We start from the raw sequence: 16,380 nt of genomic DNA, 5'->3' as shown, positions 1-16,380 counted from the left end.
ACTAATATGATAAACACAAAAAAGCGTCAACTTATTTTAACGCTTTTAGCCACTTACTCACTGAAAAAATCTCCTTTAATTGAGATACCAGACCACCATTACCTGATACAAGTATTTCACAAATTTTATCGACATTTTTTCAATATACTCCATTTCCTTAAGCTTAAATAAAATTTCATTGTCTTCCATCAATTTTACAATATTCAATAAGCTAAGTGTTGAAGCAGTTTCTTCACGCCTTACAATTACATTGGCCTGTGCTTTCTTTTGTGCCTTTAATAACAATTGAAAAAACAGGTAATGGTCCTATTTCATGAGAAAGCATCCCTTAAATTACATTTTGTTGAGCGGAGACTAAAATTGGAATCAAAAATGAAATTAAAATAATTAGCTTTTTCATAATTAGTTGATTTGATACCAAAAGTAGGTTGGTATACCTTTTAAAAAAACTACCAATGAGGGAATGGTGATTTTGGGTTAGGGAAAGGCTAATAATTACCTTGGGTTATTGGTCGGTAGAGTTGAGAAAGTAAAATTTCTATTATTTAATAAGATTAAACTTAAAACCTACAAACGCAATGCTAATTATCGTGAAGAGTATAATTAAGTAATAAAACGATTCATTGTGAATTTTTTCGTCAATATATTCATCGTAATCCAACCCAACATCAAATAACTTACCATTATCGTTGCTCATGTTATATACTAACGGTGTTTTATAACGATGATAGAATTTAGATAAAAAGTTGGGACTTTTTGCAGCTTCAAGGGCTGTCTTTTTATAGATAATGGAAACGGTGTCACCATGTTTCAAGTTTAAGTTTCTCATTCTAGATTCACTGAATGAGTTACTATTGCGTACAAATTGCGGCGAACGAAAGTATATAGGCTTGTTTTTTAAGGAAAAGGTTATTTCTGCAAAAACAACTTTTCTAAGATAAAGAGGCCAAGGCATTTGATAAATCAGCTTTGTATATGCCGAATCGATTACTACCTCCTCTGTAATAAAATCTTTCTCAGTTAATTGAGCTGCTTCATTCTTTAGGTAATTGGCTTTTAAAAATACACCACCAATAAAAACAGCCATTGTAAAAATAAAGGCTATCAATCCAAAAAGAATCCGTTTCCATAATTTGGGTTTTGACTTTTTCATTTTGGATCGATAACCTTTTTAATATTATTCTGGTCGTTGAACCTCTACCTCTTCTTCTGAATCTCCACTTGCCCCAATAAAGAAAAGTACGGCACCTAACACTACAAGACCTATTCTAATGATCCAAGCTGTGGTTTCTCCCCAAAGTCCGATCCAACTGAGGATTCTCAACTCGTAATTAAAGAAATATAAAATGATTGATGCAATTCCAAAGATTGCAATGTAACCTCCTATTTTTGACATAATTTTTGGTTTTAGTTAAACTATTAAACGTTTCAAATGTATAAAACTTATGTTTTCGGAAAATTAGGCAATCTATATTCGCGGCTTATCAAAGAATATTTAGACTATTTGAAGAAATATTTATAATTAAAAAGACCGCCTAGCAGACGGTCTTTCACTTTTTCTCGCTCAAAGCGATTTTCCGCCTCTAGCATTTTGTAGAACTATAACGCAAATAATGATTAAATATTTTTTACAACTTTTATTTATATTACTAAAACATGTTTATTAGTAAATTGTTCAAGTAACAAATAGCATATATAACTTTACTAAGTGTTTCATTTTTAATGATCTAATTTTAAATGTATGAAAATAATTAAATTTTAACTGAACCTATTTAGATTGATTCAAAATAACCCATATATTTGCACGAAATTTCACCAAAACGGGTTTGAGTAAAAAACATATCTTTACTTTATTATCACTTTTTTTCACCTTTCTTGTTTCTTCTCAAGAGGAAAACCCTACTACAAAAGATTCTGTAAAAATTGAAAATTTAGAAGAAATTATAGTTACCGCTACTAGAACGATTAGACAATTATCTTCACTCCCACTACCTGCCCAAATTATTTCTCAAAAAGACATTCAACGCTCTAATTCAGTTCGTTTAAATAATATTTTAAATGAACAAACCGGATTAATAACGATACCCGATTTTGGTGGTAGCAAAGGTATTCAAATGCAAGGTTTAGATGGAGCATATACATTAATTCTAGTAGATGGTGCACCCTTGGTAGGTCGTTTGGCAGGTACCTTAGACATTAGTAGAATAACTGTAGGTAATATTAAACAAATTGAGGTAGTACGTGGTGCTTCCTCTAGCCTCTATGGCAGCGAAGCTCTTGGTGGTGTTATCAACATTATTACAGAAACACCTAAAAATGGTTTTCATGGAAACCTAAATTATAGAATAAGTTCATTTAACACACACGATTTAGGTACAACAATAAGCTACAAAAAAGACAAATTAGGTATTAGCACTTTCTTTAATAGATATAGTAGTGATGGTTATAGTTTAACTGATCGTAACGGGCTAAGTACTGTTGATCCTTTTCGAAATTTCACCATTAACCCCAAACTAACCTATAAATTTTCGAACAGAACTGATTTGATTGTTGCTGGTAAATATTACAATCAAAAGCAAGATTATGTTGCCTCGTCATTATTGAAAGGTGAAACAAAAATAGAAGATTGGAATACACATATTAAATTAAATAATAAGTATAGTGATACATGGAGTAGTTATTTTGAATTCTATGCTACTCAATATAACGCCAATGAATATTTAGATGATGCCAATTCTACTTCGGCAACTGATGCTTTTTATAAGCAATTGTTAGTTCGTCCAGAAATTAGGGCGACTTATGACCCGAATGATAAATCATCATTTATCGCTGGTACTGGCTTTAATCATGAAACTTTAGATAGGACTGATTTTTCTGAAAAACCCGTTTATAACTCACCATATGCCTATTTACAATATGATGGAAATCCCACAGAAAAAATAAATATTATTTTAGGTGCACGCTTTGATGGCCACAGTGAATACAAATCTCAGTTTAGTCCAAAAGTAGCATTACGCTATGAAGTAAATGAGAAACTAGCTTTAAAAGGCTCTTTAGGTTACGGATTTAAAGCTCCTGACTTTAGACAGCTCTATTTTAACTTTACAAATGCCACTATTGGCTATACACTTTTAGGATACAACGCTGCCCCAGATGCCATCAAGGCATTAGAGGAGCAAGGTCAATTAGCTATAATTTCTATTTCATTAGACCAATTTGATAGTGAATTAAAACCTGAAAACTCTGTGAGTATAGATTTGGGCTTTGACTATAAAATATCTGAAACACTTAAGTTAGACCTGAACTTATTTAGGAATAATATTGATGATTTAATAGATAATAAAATAGTTGCTACTAAAACGAATGGACAAAGTGTATTCAGTTATTTTAATATAAACAAAGTCTACACACAAGGTTCAGAATTTAATATCACTTGGAGGCCTGAAAATCAATTAAAAATTACAGGAGGTTATCAATTGCTATATGCAAAAGATAAGGACGCAGAAAAAGAATTTAAAAATGGAGAAGTATTTGCCAGAGTAGATGCCAGTTCCCCTTCATTTCAACTCAAAAAAGATGATTACTTCGGTTTGTTTAATCGCTCTCGCCATATGGCAAATTTGAAGGTCTTTTATACTATTCCTGAATGGAAAATGGATACCAACATTAGAGGAACCTACCGAAGTAAATATGGTTTAAATGATAAAAACGGTAATAGTTACTTAGATAGTTATGACGATTTTGTTGATGGCTATACAATTGTAAATGTTGCAGTAAACAAAACCATTTATAAAAACTATAGATTAGGACTTGGTATTGACAATATTTTCGATTTTACGGATCCTCAAAATATTGGTAATATACCAGGTAGAATTCTTTACGCAAAACTTAATATTCAATTATAATTTATAACAATAAATAAACATGAACTTTTCAAAGAAAAATCACGAACACATTACAAAAAATAGTAATTCTATGAGTAAAACAATAAAATTTTTAATAGTAGTAGCATTATTTGTAGGATTTACATCATGTAGTGATGACGATGACCCAACTCCGTTAGTAGAAGTAAAATCTGAAAACGTAGTCAATTTATACGCACCAGTAGGTGGTGGAAGTCAACAAGGAGCACCTGGTCCAGCTTCAGGGGAATTTACAAAGTTCGATTTTGCAACAGGTTTAACCACAACAAGCGAAACAGAATGGGATATCGCTTTTAGAGGTCAATCAATTATTGTTAATGGTGGTGTATCTGCCGGAGCAATAGATGAACCGACAAGAACTAATGAAGCTGCAGGATATATTGCTTCTGGTACTTTAAGTACCATTACGGAAGTAAATACAACATTACTAAACCAAGACTCTGAAGGAGGGTATGTTTTAGCAAATTGGTATACTTATGATGCAACCTCACATATAATTAACCCTACACCAGGAAAAATAATAGTAGTTAAAACAAGAACTGGAAACTATGCAAAAATGGAGATTTTGAGCTATTATAAAGATGCTCCGGCAGAACCTGATGCTTACACTAGCGAAAGTCCTTATTTTACTTTCAATTATGTTTATCAACCAAATGACGGTGTAACAACCTTCTAAAAAAAAGAAGTAAAACCTCTTTATTATTAGATTTGAAATCTATTTAAAAAGTCAACAAAAAAGCCAGATACATTTAATTGTATCTGGCTTTTTTTATGGATTGTAAACTAATAATTACGCTTCGCAACTACTACACTCTTTCTTTTGTTTAAACTTCTGAGCAGCATTCATACTATGTTGATAGTACAATGACTTTAAGCCCATTTGCCATGCTGTAACATGTATTTTGTTGATTTCCTTAACAGGAGTATCTGGGTGTATAATTAGGTTTACCGATTGCCCCTGATCAATATGATTTTGACGATTGGCTGCTTGATAAACAACATCCATTTGATCTATTTCAGGATATGTTTTAAACACCTCTTTTTCATTCTCACTTAAAAACTCTAAATGTTGTACTGAACCATCCCGTTCACGGATACTATGCCAAACACTAGTCGTATTTTGACCTTTCTCTTCCAATAACTTAACTAAGAATGGATTTTTAATAGTAGTTTTTACTTTCGCAATATCTTTTACATAAATATTAGACCAAATTGGCTCAATACCTTGAGAAACTTGCCCTAAAATAAACGCTGATGATGTTGTTGGTGCAACAGCATTCAATGTAGCATTTCTTCTTCCGTATCCTTTTAAAACCGCTGGTTCTCCAAATTTATCAGCTAACTCAGCAGATGCTTTGTAAGATTTCACCTTAATATTTTTAAAGATCTCGTTGTTTAACATGTACGCTTTTTCACTATTAAATGCTAGTTCTTTAGACTGCAATAATGAATGCCAACCTAAAACACCTAACCCTAAAGCACGATTGTCTTTTGCAAAATTATAAGCACGCTCCATAAACAAGAACGTTTGACGATCTTCACGACTATCAGAATCGCGATATCTTTCTAACTTCTCAAGAAATTCTGAGATTACTGCATCTAAAAAGTAAACCATAGTTTCAACAGCATCTGTATCCTTCCATCTATCATAATGAAGCACATTTACTGATGATAAAACACATACAAACGACCAATCATCGTTTGATGGTAACATAATCTCCGTACATAAATTACTTGCATAAACGGTATGTTGTTTGTCTTTATATACATCGGCCGCAAAATTGTTAGCGTGATCTTTAAAGAAAATATAAGGATAACCCATTTCACCTCTACGTTGTAAAACTTTGGCCCAAATAGTACGCTTATCAGCATCACCATCAATCATTTCTTGCATCCACTTATCTGTAACCGTTACACCGTGTGTTAACTCTTGAATTGGATTACCTTCAGTACCGATTTCCAAAAATTCCATAATATCTGGATGCTCTACAGGTAAGTAAGGCGAAAAACGACCACGACGTATAGAACCTTGGCTAACGACATCTACCATAGATTCAAAAAGCTGCATAATATGCACTGCTCCAGACGCTTGTCCGTTGTCTGTCACTTCAGCACCACGACCTCTTATTTTTCCAAAATATCCTGAAGTTCCACCTCCAAGTTTAGACATCATACCCACTTCAGATTGGGTATAAAGTATATTACCCATATCATCGCCAATATGCGAACCAAAACAGCTAATTGGCAAACCTCTTTCTTTACCGAAGTTTGACCATACTGGTGAAGCTAATGAGAAAAACCCTTCTGACATATAGCCAAAGAATTTCTCTGAAAAACCAGGCATATCTAAAATTTGTTCTGCTCTATCAGCAATTTCTCTAATTCGTTGCTCTGCATTTACGCCTTCTGATAAATAGCCCGAATTTAAAAAATTACGACTATGTTCATTTAACCATTCAAAACCGGTTTCTTTTGATGGAGCTAAATTTTTAAGCGTTTCTTTTCTTGCTTTTAAAAGTTGTTCGTTTAATAAAGTTGTCTTTGTTGATTCTTGTGTTTTGTTTAAGTCGTTCATTAAAATAAGTCGTCGCTGGTTATACTTTTGGTTCTTTTACTATAGTTGATTGAGCGTTTTACGAAAAAATCGCCATGTTTGGTGCCAATAATTTCATCGTCAAACCACTCGGTTTCGTTTAATAATATTTCGTCTACTTCAAATACTTTAGCAATGCCAATGCTCTCTAAAGAATTGTTAAAACGTTTTTTGATAAATTCATTTACCAATGCTTTTGGTAGAAAATCTAATTCGCCTGCTTCAAAAATCCAATCTACAATACTGCTTTCAGAAACAAATGCTTCTCGACACATGTCTTGAATCATGTTGGCGTGATCATCATCAAACCAATCAGGATTTTCATCTTTAATTATTTTGATAATATCGATACCAAAATCACCATGAATTTGTTCTTCTTTAGATGTTGCTTCTACAACATTTGAAATACCTTTTAACATGTTTTTATGCTTGTTAAAAGCCATTATGATTAAAAACTGAGAAAACAATGATACATGTTCGATAAATAATGAGAAAAGCAAAATAGATTCTGCATATTCTTTATTATCATCACTTTTGGCATTCTTTAAAGCAGTTTCCAAATATTGAACCCGTTTCATAATTACAGGTTTTTTCTTTAGGTTCTTAAATTCATCATTCAAACCTAAAATTTCAAGTAAATGTGAATACGCATCATGATGACGCACTTCACTTTCTGCAAATGTTGCACCTACTGAACCTATTTCTGGTTTAGGCATTTTATGATAAATATCGCCCCAAAAACTTTTAACGGCTACTTCAATTTGAGAAATGGCCAACATTGTGTTTTTTATAGCACTTTGCTCTACTTCAGTTAAGCGAGTTTTAAAATCTTGAACATCACTTGTATAATTATATTCAGTATGAATCCAATATGAATGACGAATTGCCGAAACATATTCGTAAAGTGCTGGATACTCGTAAGGTTTTAGGTTAATTCTCTTTTCAAAAATATTCGATTTACGTTTTTGAGCTTGCTCATTTCTATAAAGAATATACCCTTTAGCAACATCAAAAAAGCCACTTTCCATTAACTTGTTCTCAACAAAATCTTGTACTTGCTCAATGGTAGGCAAATAGTCTTGATGTTTTGCTTTTCTCTCTAAAAGAGATTGATAAACACTTTCAGTAATTTTTTCAGCATCATCAATATCTCCATGCTCAGCGGCTCTCATTGCTTTAAAAACAGCTTGAGTTATTTTATATAACTGAAACGATTCTTTAGTATAATCCCGTTTTACTAAATGCGTAATTTCCATGGCAAATTTATTTTAAAATACTCGTGAAGTTGAGGACTGTAAAATTGCTGTTTTATCGCTTTCATTTCACATACCCAAGATTATCTTTTTCCAATTTTTATTAACATTGTGTTAGTATCACTTCAACAATATTGATTTACAAACGTTTAACTATCAATACTTAATTTGCATAATCAAGTTCATAAAAATCTATTATTTACCTCGACTTTTGTACTTGTTTGAAACTAACAACGTTGGCAAAAATTTTGATTATCTACACCCGTCTTAGCAGTCGAAATTTTATTAACAAATGTTTCAAATTAATCGTAAATTTGTTTTTCAAATGAAAAAACTCTTCAGTTATATTTACCCAGTTACCAAAAAAATAACCTCTAATTTTAGTGGCGAATTGGAAATTACTTGGTATAATGGCATTAAGCACCTAAATTCTAAAAATGCCAACTATTCATACGGCTCTCTACAGAAAATATTAAAAATAGGCTTGCAAAAAGTTGATCTTAGTACTTGTAAAGAAATCCTTATTTTAGGTATGGGAGGTGGTAGCGTTATTAAAACCTTACAAAACGATTTCAATTATAAACATAAAATTACAGCTGTAGAAATTGACCCTGTAATTATAAAAATTGCCGACGAAGAGTTTGATGTTAAAGAAGGTGAAAATCTTTCTATTATTTGTGATGACGCCGAACTTTTCATGCAGCTAAACACCAAAAATTTCGATTTAATAATCATTGATTTATACATTGACACTAAGGTGCCCAGTCCATTTTTAGAAAGTCCATTTTGGAGAAATTTAACGAACGCTTCTTCTACTATTTTATGCAACGCTTCTTTAGAATTGAAAGATGGAAATAAAATTACCAAAATTGTGCAATTATTAGAAGGTAAAAACTATGATGTTGCCATTGAAGAAAAGGTAAATGGCTCAAATACATTGCTTATTGCCAATAAAAATATAAAATAAAACATACCGATTAGTATTAAATCTTTTGTAAATAACTGTATTTTAATATACTAAATACCATTGTGGCAGGTGAAAAAATACTAAAGATTTAAATTACCCAATCCTGGATAAGAACTAGGATAAAGTACTCCATCTTTTAAAGTAAACAAACCTTTACATGGATCGTTGATCATATCGAGGTGCCCGTCTAAGTCAGCATAATGAATATTAGGTCTAGAAAGAGCAAAATGTAAGCCTGCTGAAATACCTAAACCACACTCATCAATACACCCCACCATAGCTTCTAATTTAGCCGATTTAGCCACAGAATTTATATGCAACCCTTCTAAAATACCACCTACTTTCTGCAATTTAATATTCACCATATCGATATGCTCATTTTGGGCGAGACGGAAGACATCTTTTAATGTTTTTAAACTTTCATCAGCCATTACTGGCAAGTGCACATTTTGGGTTACTTTACCTAATTTTTCTTCATTCTCAACTAATGTTGGTTGTTCAAATACTTCTATTCCAATTTTTTCAGTTCCTTTTACAAAGGCAATAGATTCAGAAAAAGAATAGCCTTGATTTCCATCAAATCGCAATTTAATATTCGGGTAGGCTTCATGTATTCGCATCATCTTTTCAATATCTTCTGAAACATCGAGTCCCCCCTTAATCTTTAAAATACTAAACCCTTGTTTTACAAATTCTGTGGCTTGTTTCAATGTTTCTTGTATTGGAAGAATCCCAATAGTAATACTCGTTGCAATACTATTGCGATAACCTCCTAAATATTGATACAACGGCACGTCCGCTTTTTTGGCGATTAAATCATGTAATGCCAAATCTACCATGGCCAAGGATGATGACTTTTCTTTTAACAACACTTTTAAATCCGCAAGTATTTTAGCATAATGAAATGGGTTTTTACCTTTTAAAAAAGGAATGATAATATCATTAATAGCTGTTTCTACCGCTTCAGGAGTTTCATTCGTAACTACCGGGTCAGGTGCTGCACAACCGTACCCCACCAAAAGGGATTCGGTTTCTATTTTTAGAATAAAGTTAACCGATTTACTTATGGTTTCATACGCAATGGTATAAGGTTCTGATAATTTAATTTCAAAACGTTGGTAAGATATTTTATTAATTCTCATTTTTATTTAAAAGCTAAACGGACTACTTGATTAGTAACAAGGTACTGAAATTAGGAGCAGGCCTAAATATTAAAAACACCACATATGACCTAGTGTTATTTTGATAATGCTATACGTTACTTTTACCCTTATGAGCTCAACAATAATTTGATGGACTTATAAAAGAGGAAAATTAATGTATGCAGCATTATTGGTTATTAGATTTTCGATTTTAACAGACTAATTAACTCGTCAGCTCCATGAGCCAATACATCAAAAGTTGGTAATCCTGTTTCTTTTTCTACTGCTTCGCAAGCAGGTAAAATTTCATCTGCTGTCATTTCTTCGTGGTTTATGGTAATTGCAATTACTTTTTTACCCGAAATAACCTCAATAGCATTGATTTGCTCCTTTATTGAATGCAATTTATATCCAGGAAACCCATCATACTCAACACGTTTAGGAGCATGCTGTAAAATAACATAATCTGGTCTTCCAGCAGCTAAAATTTCAAATCCACCTGGGTAGGCAGGATTCATTAAACTTCCTTGACCTTCAATGACAATAACATTAGGCTTTTCATTGCTGTAGGCACTGACTACTGCGTGTTCAATTTCTCCAGAGACAAAATCATTGATACAGCTATCCATAATCATAGAATACTTAGCCCCTTGCATCCATGCAGTTTGACCAGTTCCTATCATTTCCGACTTTAGTCCAGCTTTTCGAAAAGCGTGAACGATAATCCAAGCTGTGGTGCGTTTACCAATGGCAGAATCTGTACCTAAAATGGCTAATTTTAAACAATTAACTTTTTCTATGTCTCCTGTAAAAAAATGAAGTTGATCTCTATCTGGAGTTTTACGTACGTCTCTAATAGTGCAATTATTTTCAGCAGCTAATTTCGTTAGCACTTTATCATTTGTTAGAAAATCATGTAATCCACTATCAACGTTCCACCCCATTTCTAAGGCTTTTTTAATAGTATCTTTAGCCTGAATTGGTAAACGACCTCCATCAGGAGCTAACCCAATAACCAAAGATCTAGGTGCATTATTCGTTTCTGTCAGCTTCTTTACAGCACTTTCAATACTTTTAAAAATTGGTATATTATTTGCTTTTCCATCCAATACTTGCCCAGCATCTTGCCCAGCATAATTACCATCAATAACACCAACAACGTCGTATCGTTCGGTAAAACGAACTAATCCGTGAGCCGTTTTTCCGTTAGGCGTGTTAAAAGCATCGTCACAATAAACTAATGCTTTTCCATCAATTGAATTTTTCATCTTTAACTAATTTTATTTTAAAATTTTGCGGTGATAACTGCCACAAATCTATCAGGTTTAAAGTTTAATTTTTCATCTAATTCTAATAAGGCAATAAGACCTGCTGTAGCCGCTGGCAATATTTTTATCCCTTCTTTTTTCAACAAGAACGAACACATTTCTTTCATTTTTTTATCACTAATATTGAATGCCTCACCTTCCGATTGTTGCAAGGCATATAACGCCTCTTCACCATCAAAACTATGCCAATTAATTAAGGGTTCATTGTATTTTGTTTCTTTTATAGCTTCAGGGTTTAAATCTTTACAATAGTCTAAGCCTTGTTTAAAAGATTGTACAATAGGGTTTTTACCAGAAGAAGATCCGGCAATCATTTTAGGAATTCTAGAAGTTTTCCCTCTTTTGTAAAGACTTACAAATCCGCGATAGATACCAGCAAACAAAGTGCCATTAGAAACTGGAGCAGCACAATACATAGGTGCATCACCTAATTCTTCAACAATTTCAAAAGCTATTTGTGAATAGGCTGAAATTTGCAAAGGTGTATTTACGCCTCCTGGGTTGGCATCATACCACCCATTTTTTTCAGCAATTACCGTGCTACTCATAACAACATCTTCATAACTTCCAGGCAAACGTATAATTTCTGCATTGAGTGACTCCATTTCAATAATCCGATCAGTATGATAAGTTTCCGGTATGTAAATTTTACATTTAATGCCGGCAAGATTTGAAGCTAATGCCATTGCTACACCATAATTACCACAGGTAGCTAAAGAAATTACATCAAACTCTCTACGCAATGCATCATAAACTTGAGCAAAAGCTATACGATCTTTTTGTGTACCTGTCGGATTGTCTCCCTCATATTTTATATATAATTGACGAATATCAAACTCACGTTCCAGCGTTTTTGCTCTATTTAAACCTGTATCTCCAGATTCCAAATTAATAATATCTTCGAAACTTTCTAATCGATCTATCAATGAATTGCTTTTATCTTTAACAAATTCACATAGCTTATAAGCTTCAGAGGACACTTTATTTTCCGAGGTTTTTACACCATCTTTTAAATCCATTATAGTACGTAATTAACTAAGCTAAATTACTGAAAAATAGAACATCTACTTAAAATATTATTAAGTATTGAAAGATTACTTACTAGTGTATTTAATCAAGGCATACCTGAATGTAAACGGATAAATTGTATATTGCATTATATATAATCATGACCATGAATTTTAAAAGTATTCTATTCTTTGCTTTTTGCTGCCAAATTTCCTTTGCACAATTATCTGATTTAACATTAAATGTGATGAATCAATTAAATATAAATGAAGAAGATTGTGATGGTTCCTTCGCCGAAATGCAATTACCCTACAATACAGATGAAACTGCTATTGTAATACCCAAAATAGGAAAACAAGAAGAAGATTTTACTGCGTTAGATAGTTATGTCGTTTTAGTCAACAATAAAACGAAAGAAATTAAAAGTTTATTTATTGAAAGTTACGAAACAAGTGGATGGCAATCTGACGCGATTTTTATTTATGACATTAGTATTGATACAACTTCGTATTTAATTGATAAAAACACAAACGCATTTGGTGTTGTTTTAAAATCGAGAAGCATGTCACAACCAAACCCCTATTACGACAGTACAATTTCACTATTTACACCGAATGGTAAAAAATTAAAAAACATACTAAAGAACTACCCTATTTATGAATCGATAGGTGAAACCGACATGAAGTGTTATGGAAAATTTGAAATTGAAAGCAGACAATTGTCAATATCTAAAAACGCAACTAATGGCTTCTTAGATATCGTTGTAGACATTACCAACAAAACTGTTGTGTATGAGGAAAGTAAAGGTGAATGTGAAGACAAGGTAACTTCTGTGCAAACTGAAAAAGTTACCCTGACTTATGAAAATGAGAAATATAAACAACACTAATCTATGGAAAAATTATGCCCCGAATGTGGATCAAAAATAATTGGTCGTCAAGATAAAAAGTTTTGTTCTGATTATTGTCGTAATGCTTTTAATAATAAAGTAAACAGAGATAGTAAAAACCTAATTAGAAACACCAATAATCGCTTAAGAAAAAATTACAAAACACTTTCAGATCTAAACACAACAGGTAAAACAAAAGTAACCAGAGCAAAATTATTGAATCACAATTTTGATTTCACCTTTTTCACATCAATCTACACTACAAAAACTGGAAACACCTATTTTTATATCTATGACCAAGGTTATTTACCATTAGAAAACAATTATTATTTACTCATAAAAAAAGAATGAGCCCCATGAAAAAAACCTTACTTACTTCCCTTTTATTACTAGTATTTACCTTAAGTTTTAGTCAAGAAATTGATAGAAAATCAGCCCACCAGCAACATAGTGAAGAATTTGGATTTACTAAAACATTAAAATCTTCTTACAACCCAAACGGAGCAGATATAATACCTCTTCAAACCAAAAAAACTACAAACCTATCTAAAATAATATTTGGCTTTCTACCGTATTGGGAATATTCCAGCGGAACCCATGACAACCTTCAATATAGATTACAACGATCATGAAATTGTTGTGATTTCTCTTTACTAAAGAACAACAAAATACTTATCTTTCTTAACATCAACAACTTAGAGTCTGTATAATAATTATTTTCCTTTTTTAGGGGGAATTTCTCGTAGTAAATTGTTTCATATTCGAAGCAGTGTTACAAACAACGCTTTAGTCGAAAACGGGAAAATTGCTATGAAAAAGACAATAATTTAACCGATAGACTCTTGTCTCATTTCTCCCTAGAATTAAGACAAAAATTAGTTTAAGTTGATAGTTTAGTTAGAAGAAATCAACCCCACTGAAGAGTGGGGTTTTTTTGTTTAAAAAACATCCGTTTACCTGCAAAGAAAACTTTACTAGTTCAGAATTAAAATTTACGTGTATTAACTAAAAGATAGCAATAATTTAATATGCAAAAAAAATTAAATACGAATCTGTTTCGTAAGCGACAGCAATTAAAAATGGTGGTAAAATCACTTTTCAAAATAAAACCTTAAATTAAGCATCGTTTTAAATACTGTTTATCAGTTTGTTATAATTTTTAAAACATTTTATTTACTTTTTTAGGGGGAATTTCTCAAAGCAAATTGTTTCATATTCGAAGTAGTATTACAAACAACGCTTTAGTCGAAAACGGGAAAATTGCTATGAAAAAGACAATAATTTAACCGATAGACTCATGTCTCCTTTCTCCCCAGAATTAAGACAAAAATTAGTTTAAGTTGATAGTTTAGTTAGAAGAAATCAACCCCACTGAAGAGTGGGGTTTTTTGTTTAAAAAAACGATAATACTAATCTTTTTTCAAAAAATTAATTCACTACTATTGTTAGCATAACTACACTTAATCTTACCTAAACATTAACCTTCCATCAAAATTAAAACCACTAACACCTCTGTAATTTCAAAACAAAAATAATCACTAGCACCTCTATACCAAATAGTTAAAAATAATATTTAAAAATATCACTTTCTCAAGGGGGAATTTTATGCCGTAGATTGTTTTATAACCGAAGCAGCGAAACAAACAATGCTTTAGTCGTAATAAGTGGAAATTTTATGATAACAACAACAAAAATTTACCATTAAAACTTTATCTCCTTTCTCCCCAGATTAAGGAAATCCTCCAAAGGGATTTAGAAAAATATTAATATAAAATAGTACAAGAATTAGTTTAAGTTGATAGTTTAGTTAGAGAAAAATGGCCCCGCTGAAGAGTGAGGCTTTTTTTGTTTACATACTAAAATAATGACCTTTCTCCTCCTAACTTTTTTATTGTACCAATACAACAAAACGTTGCCTTAATTTTACTTAATTCAATAAAAAAATAACCCTATACTTCTTACTTCCTATTCATGAGAAAAGAAAAAAAACACCATAATTTACCTGAATATCAGATGTTTAAAAATATTATAATAAAAAAGTTAATTTTAAAGGGGGAATTTTATGCTATAGATTGTTTTATAATCGAAGCAGCGAAACAAACGATGTTTCAGTCGTAATAAGTGGAAATTTTATGATAACAACAACAAAAATTTACCATTAAAACTTTATCTCCTTTCTCCCCAGATTAAGGAAATCCTCAAAAGGGATTTAGAAATATTAATATAAAATAGTACAAGAATTAGTTTAAGTTGATAGTTTAGTTAGAGAAAAATGGCCCCGCTGAAGAGTGAGGCTTTTTTTGTTTATAGACTCAATTAAAAACCTATCTACTCTTAGCTATTTCTAATGTGCCAATACAATGATAACACTGCCTTAACTTTATTTAATTCAATAAAAAACAACCCTATATTTCTTACACTCCATTCATCATTAAAGATAAAAAAATCATAAAACAACTAAAAATCAGATGTTTAAAAATATTACAGTAAAAAACTTCATTTTGAAGGGGGAATTTTAAGGTGTAGATTGTTTTATAAACGAAGCAACGTAACAAGCAATGCTTTAGTCGTAATAAGTGGAAATTTTATGATAACAACAAAAAAATTACCATTAAAACTTTATCTCCTTTCTCCCCAGATTAAGGAAATTCTCAAAAGAGGATTTAGAAAATTTTAATATAAAGAATAATAAGAATTAGTTTAAGTTGATAGTTTAGTTAGAAAAAAAAGCCCCACTGTAGCGTGGGGCTTTTTTTTATTAAAAATTTAAAAGTTTTACTTCCAGTTCTCTCCTTTTTGTTTAAGAGCTGCAATAAGAATGTCTTTTTGACTTATCTGTCCTATTAGCTTACCGTTCTCTACAATAGGAAAACGTCTGTGCTTCGCTTTTAAAAACATATCAGCTGCTTCAAAAATATTCATATTTCCATCAATAGTATCCACATTTTTTACCATGTGCTTATCTACTGTATTATTATCCATTGGCATGTTATAATATCTGCTTTCTGAAATGTGCTTAATACAATCTCCTTCAGAAATAATACCGAGTAATTCATTATTTTCGTTAACAACTGGTCCACCTGAAATTCTATTTTGAATTAAAGATTCTATCACCTCAGAAACGGGTTGGTCTGGTTTAAATGTAATCAACTTTGTAGTCATGTAATCAGACACTAACGCTGGTTTTAATTCCTCTTTTTGAGGTTGAGATCTTTTGCCTTGAAAACTTTTGATTGCCATAACTTAATATTTTTAGGTTCGTATAAATATAACATAA

Annotated in this window: 14 protein-coding genes and 1 pseudogene; 6 read left to right on the top strand and 9 right to left on the bottom strand. The window is 31.7% G+C overall.

All coding sequences use genetic code 11. From position 1 onward, the window contains the following. Window positions 1-31 precede the first annotated feature (31 nt). The 3 genes and pseudogenes from FF125_RS00945 to FF125_RS00935 all read right to left on the bottom strand — a co-directional run. Window positions 32-282: pseudogene (locus tag FF125_RS00945) on the bottom strand (slipin family protein); the annotation flags it as partial. Window positions 283-541: 259 nt separating this feature from the next. Further along, window positions 542-1,153, bottom strand: coding sequence for a hypothetical protein (locus FF125_RS00940; RefSeq protein ID WP_138948028.1), 612 nt, complete (start codon window positions 1,151-1,153; stop codon window positions 542-544). A 24-nt stretch (window positions 1,154-1,177) separates the two neighbouring features. Next, window positions 1,178-1,396 (bottom strand): hypothetical protein, encoded by a 219-nt coding sequence (locus tag FF125_RS00935; protein ID WP_138948027.1) that lies wholly within the window; start codon window positions 1,394-1,396, stop codon window positions 1,178-1,180. A 430-nt stretch (window positions 1,397-1,826) separates the two neighbouring features. On the opposite strand from FF125_RS00935, the gene FF125_RS00930 reads away from it, so the two are divergent. Both FF125_RS00930 and FF125_RS00925 read left to right on the top strand, forming a co-directional pair. Then, window positions 1,827-3,905, top strand: coding sequence for a TonB-dependent receptor plug domain-containing protein (locus FF125_RS00930; protein WP_138948026.1), 2,079 nt, complete (start codon window positions 1,827-1,829; stop codon window positions 3,903-3,905). A 70-nt stretch (window positions 3,906-3,975) separates the two neighbouring features. Further along, a complete protein-coding gene (locus tag FF125_RS00925) occupies window positions 3,976-4,599 on the top strand; it encodes an HmuY family protein (protein WP_138948025.1) in 624 nt (207 codons plus the stop codon). 114 nt (window positions 4,600-4,713) lie between these two features. Here FF125_RS00925 and FF125_RS00920 read toward each other — a convergent pair whose 3' ends face one another. Beyond that, entirely contained in the window at window positions 4,714-6,498 is a 1,785-nt protein-coding gene (locus tag FF125_RS00920; RefSeq protein ID WP_138948024.1) for a ribonucleoside-diphosphate reductase subunit alpha, read from the bottom strand. Continuing rightward, window positions 6,498-7,772 (bottom strand): ribonucleotide-diphosphate reductase subunit beta, encoded by a 1,275-nt coding sequence (locus FF125_RS00915; protein ID WP_138948023.1) that lies wholly within the window; start codon window positions 7,770-7,772, stop codon window positions 6,498-6,500. The genes FF125_RS00920 and FF125_RS00915 overlap by 1 nt, the downstream gene beginning before the upstream one ends. 322 nt (window positions 7,773-8,094) lie before the next feature. Here FF125_RS00915 and FF125_RS00910 point away from each other — a divergent pair, with 322 nt between their 5' ends. Next, window positions 8,095-8,736: a spermidine synthase gene (locus tag FF125_RS00910; RefSeq protein ID WP_138948022.1), complete on the top strand. Its 642-nt coding sequence runs from the start codon at window positions 8,095-8,097 to the stop codon at window positions 8,734-8,736. 80 nt (window positions 8,737-8,816) lie between these two features. Here FF125_RS00910 and FF125_RS00905 read toward each other — a convergent pair whose 3' ends face one another. The 3 genes from FF125_RS00905 to FF125_RS00895 form a co-directional block, all read right to left on the bottom strand. Continuing rightward, entirely contained in the window at window positions 8,817-9,878 is a 1,062-nt protein-coding gene (locus FF125_RS00905) for a mandelate racemase/muconate lactonizing enzyme family protein (RefSeq protein WP_138948021.1), read from the bottom strand. A 197-nt stretch (window positions 9,879-10,075) separates the two neighbouring features. Further along, window positions 10,076-11,146 (bottom strand): DUF1611 domain-containing protein, encoded by a 1,071-nt coding sequence (locus tag FF125_RS00900; RefSeq protein WP_138948020.1) that lies wholly within the window; start codon window positions 11,144-11,146, stop codon window positions 10,076-10,078. A 17-nt stretch (window positions 11,147-11,163) separates the two neighbouring features. Beyond that, complete coding sequence (locus FF125_RS00895) at window positions 11,164-12,225, bottom strand: pyridoxal-phosphate dependent enzyme (RefSeq protein ID WP_138948019.1); 1,062 nt, start codon at window positions 12,223-12,225, stop codon at window positions 11,164-11,166. 155 nt (window positions 12,226-12,380) lie between these two features. Here FF125_RS00895 and FF125_RS00890 point away from each other — a divergent pair, with 155 nt between their 5' ends. From FF125_RS00890 to FF125_RS00880, 3 genes are read left to right on the top strand one after another with little or no spacing between them, the layout of a single operon-like run. Further along, window positions 12,381-13,103, top strand: a complete 723-nt coding sequence (locus tag FF125_RS00890) for a PA3715 family protein (protein WP_138948018.1) — start codon at window positions 12,381-12,383, stop codon at window positions 13,101-13,103. Window positions 13,104-13,106: 3 nt separating this feature from the next. After that, window positions 13,107-13,454, top strand: a complete 348-nt coding sequence (locus FF125_RS00885) for a hypothetical protein (protein ID WP_117883897.1) — start codon at window positions 13,107-13,109, stop codon at window positions 13,452-13,454. Window positions 13,455-13,459: 5 nt separating this feature from the next. Beyond that, the gene (locus FF125_RS00880) at window positions 13,460-13,735 is read left to right on the top strand and encodes a hypothetical protein (protein WP_138948017.1); all 276 of its coding nucleotides are present in this window, start codon (window positions 13,460-13,462) and stop codon (window positions 13,733-13,735) included. A gap of 2,143 nt (window positions 13,736-15,878) precedes the next feature. Here FF125_RS00880 and FF125_RS00875 read toward each other — a convergent pair. After that, entirely contained in the window at window positions 15,879-16,343 is a 465-nt protein-coding gene (locus FF125_RS00875) for a CBS domain-containing protein (RefSeq protein ID WP_117883895.1), read from the bottom strand. Between the last annotated feature and the right edge of the window lie 37 nt (window positions 16,344-16,380).

This window comes from Aureibaculum algae, from assembly GCF_006065315.1.
GTDB classification, from domain to species: domain Bacteria; phylum Bacteroidota; class Bacteroidia; order Flavobacteriales; family Flavobacteriaceae; genus Aureibaculum; species Aureibaculum algae.
The sequence above is the reverse complement of the archived record's forward strand: the minus strand, read 5'-3'. Positions and strand labels throughout refer to the sequence as shown.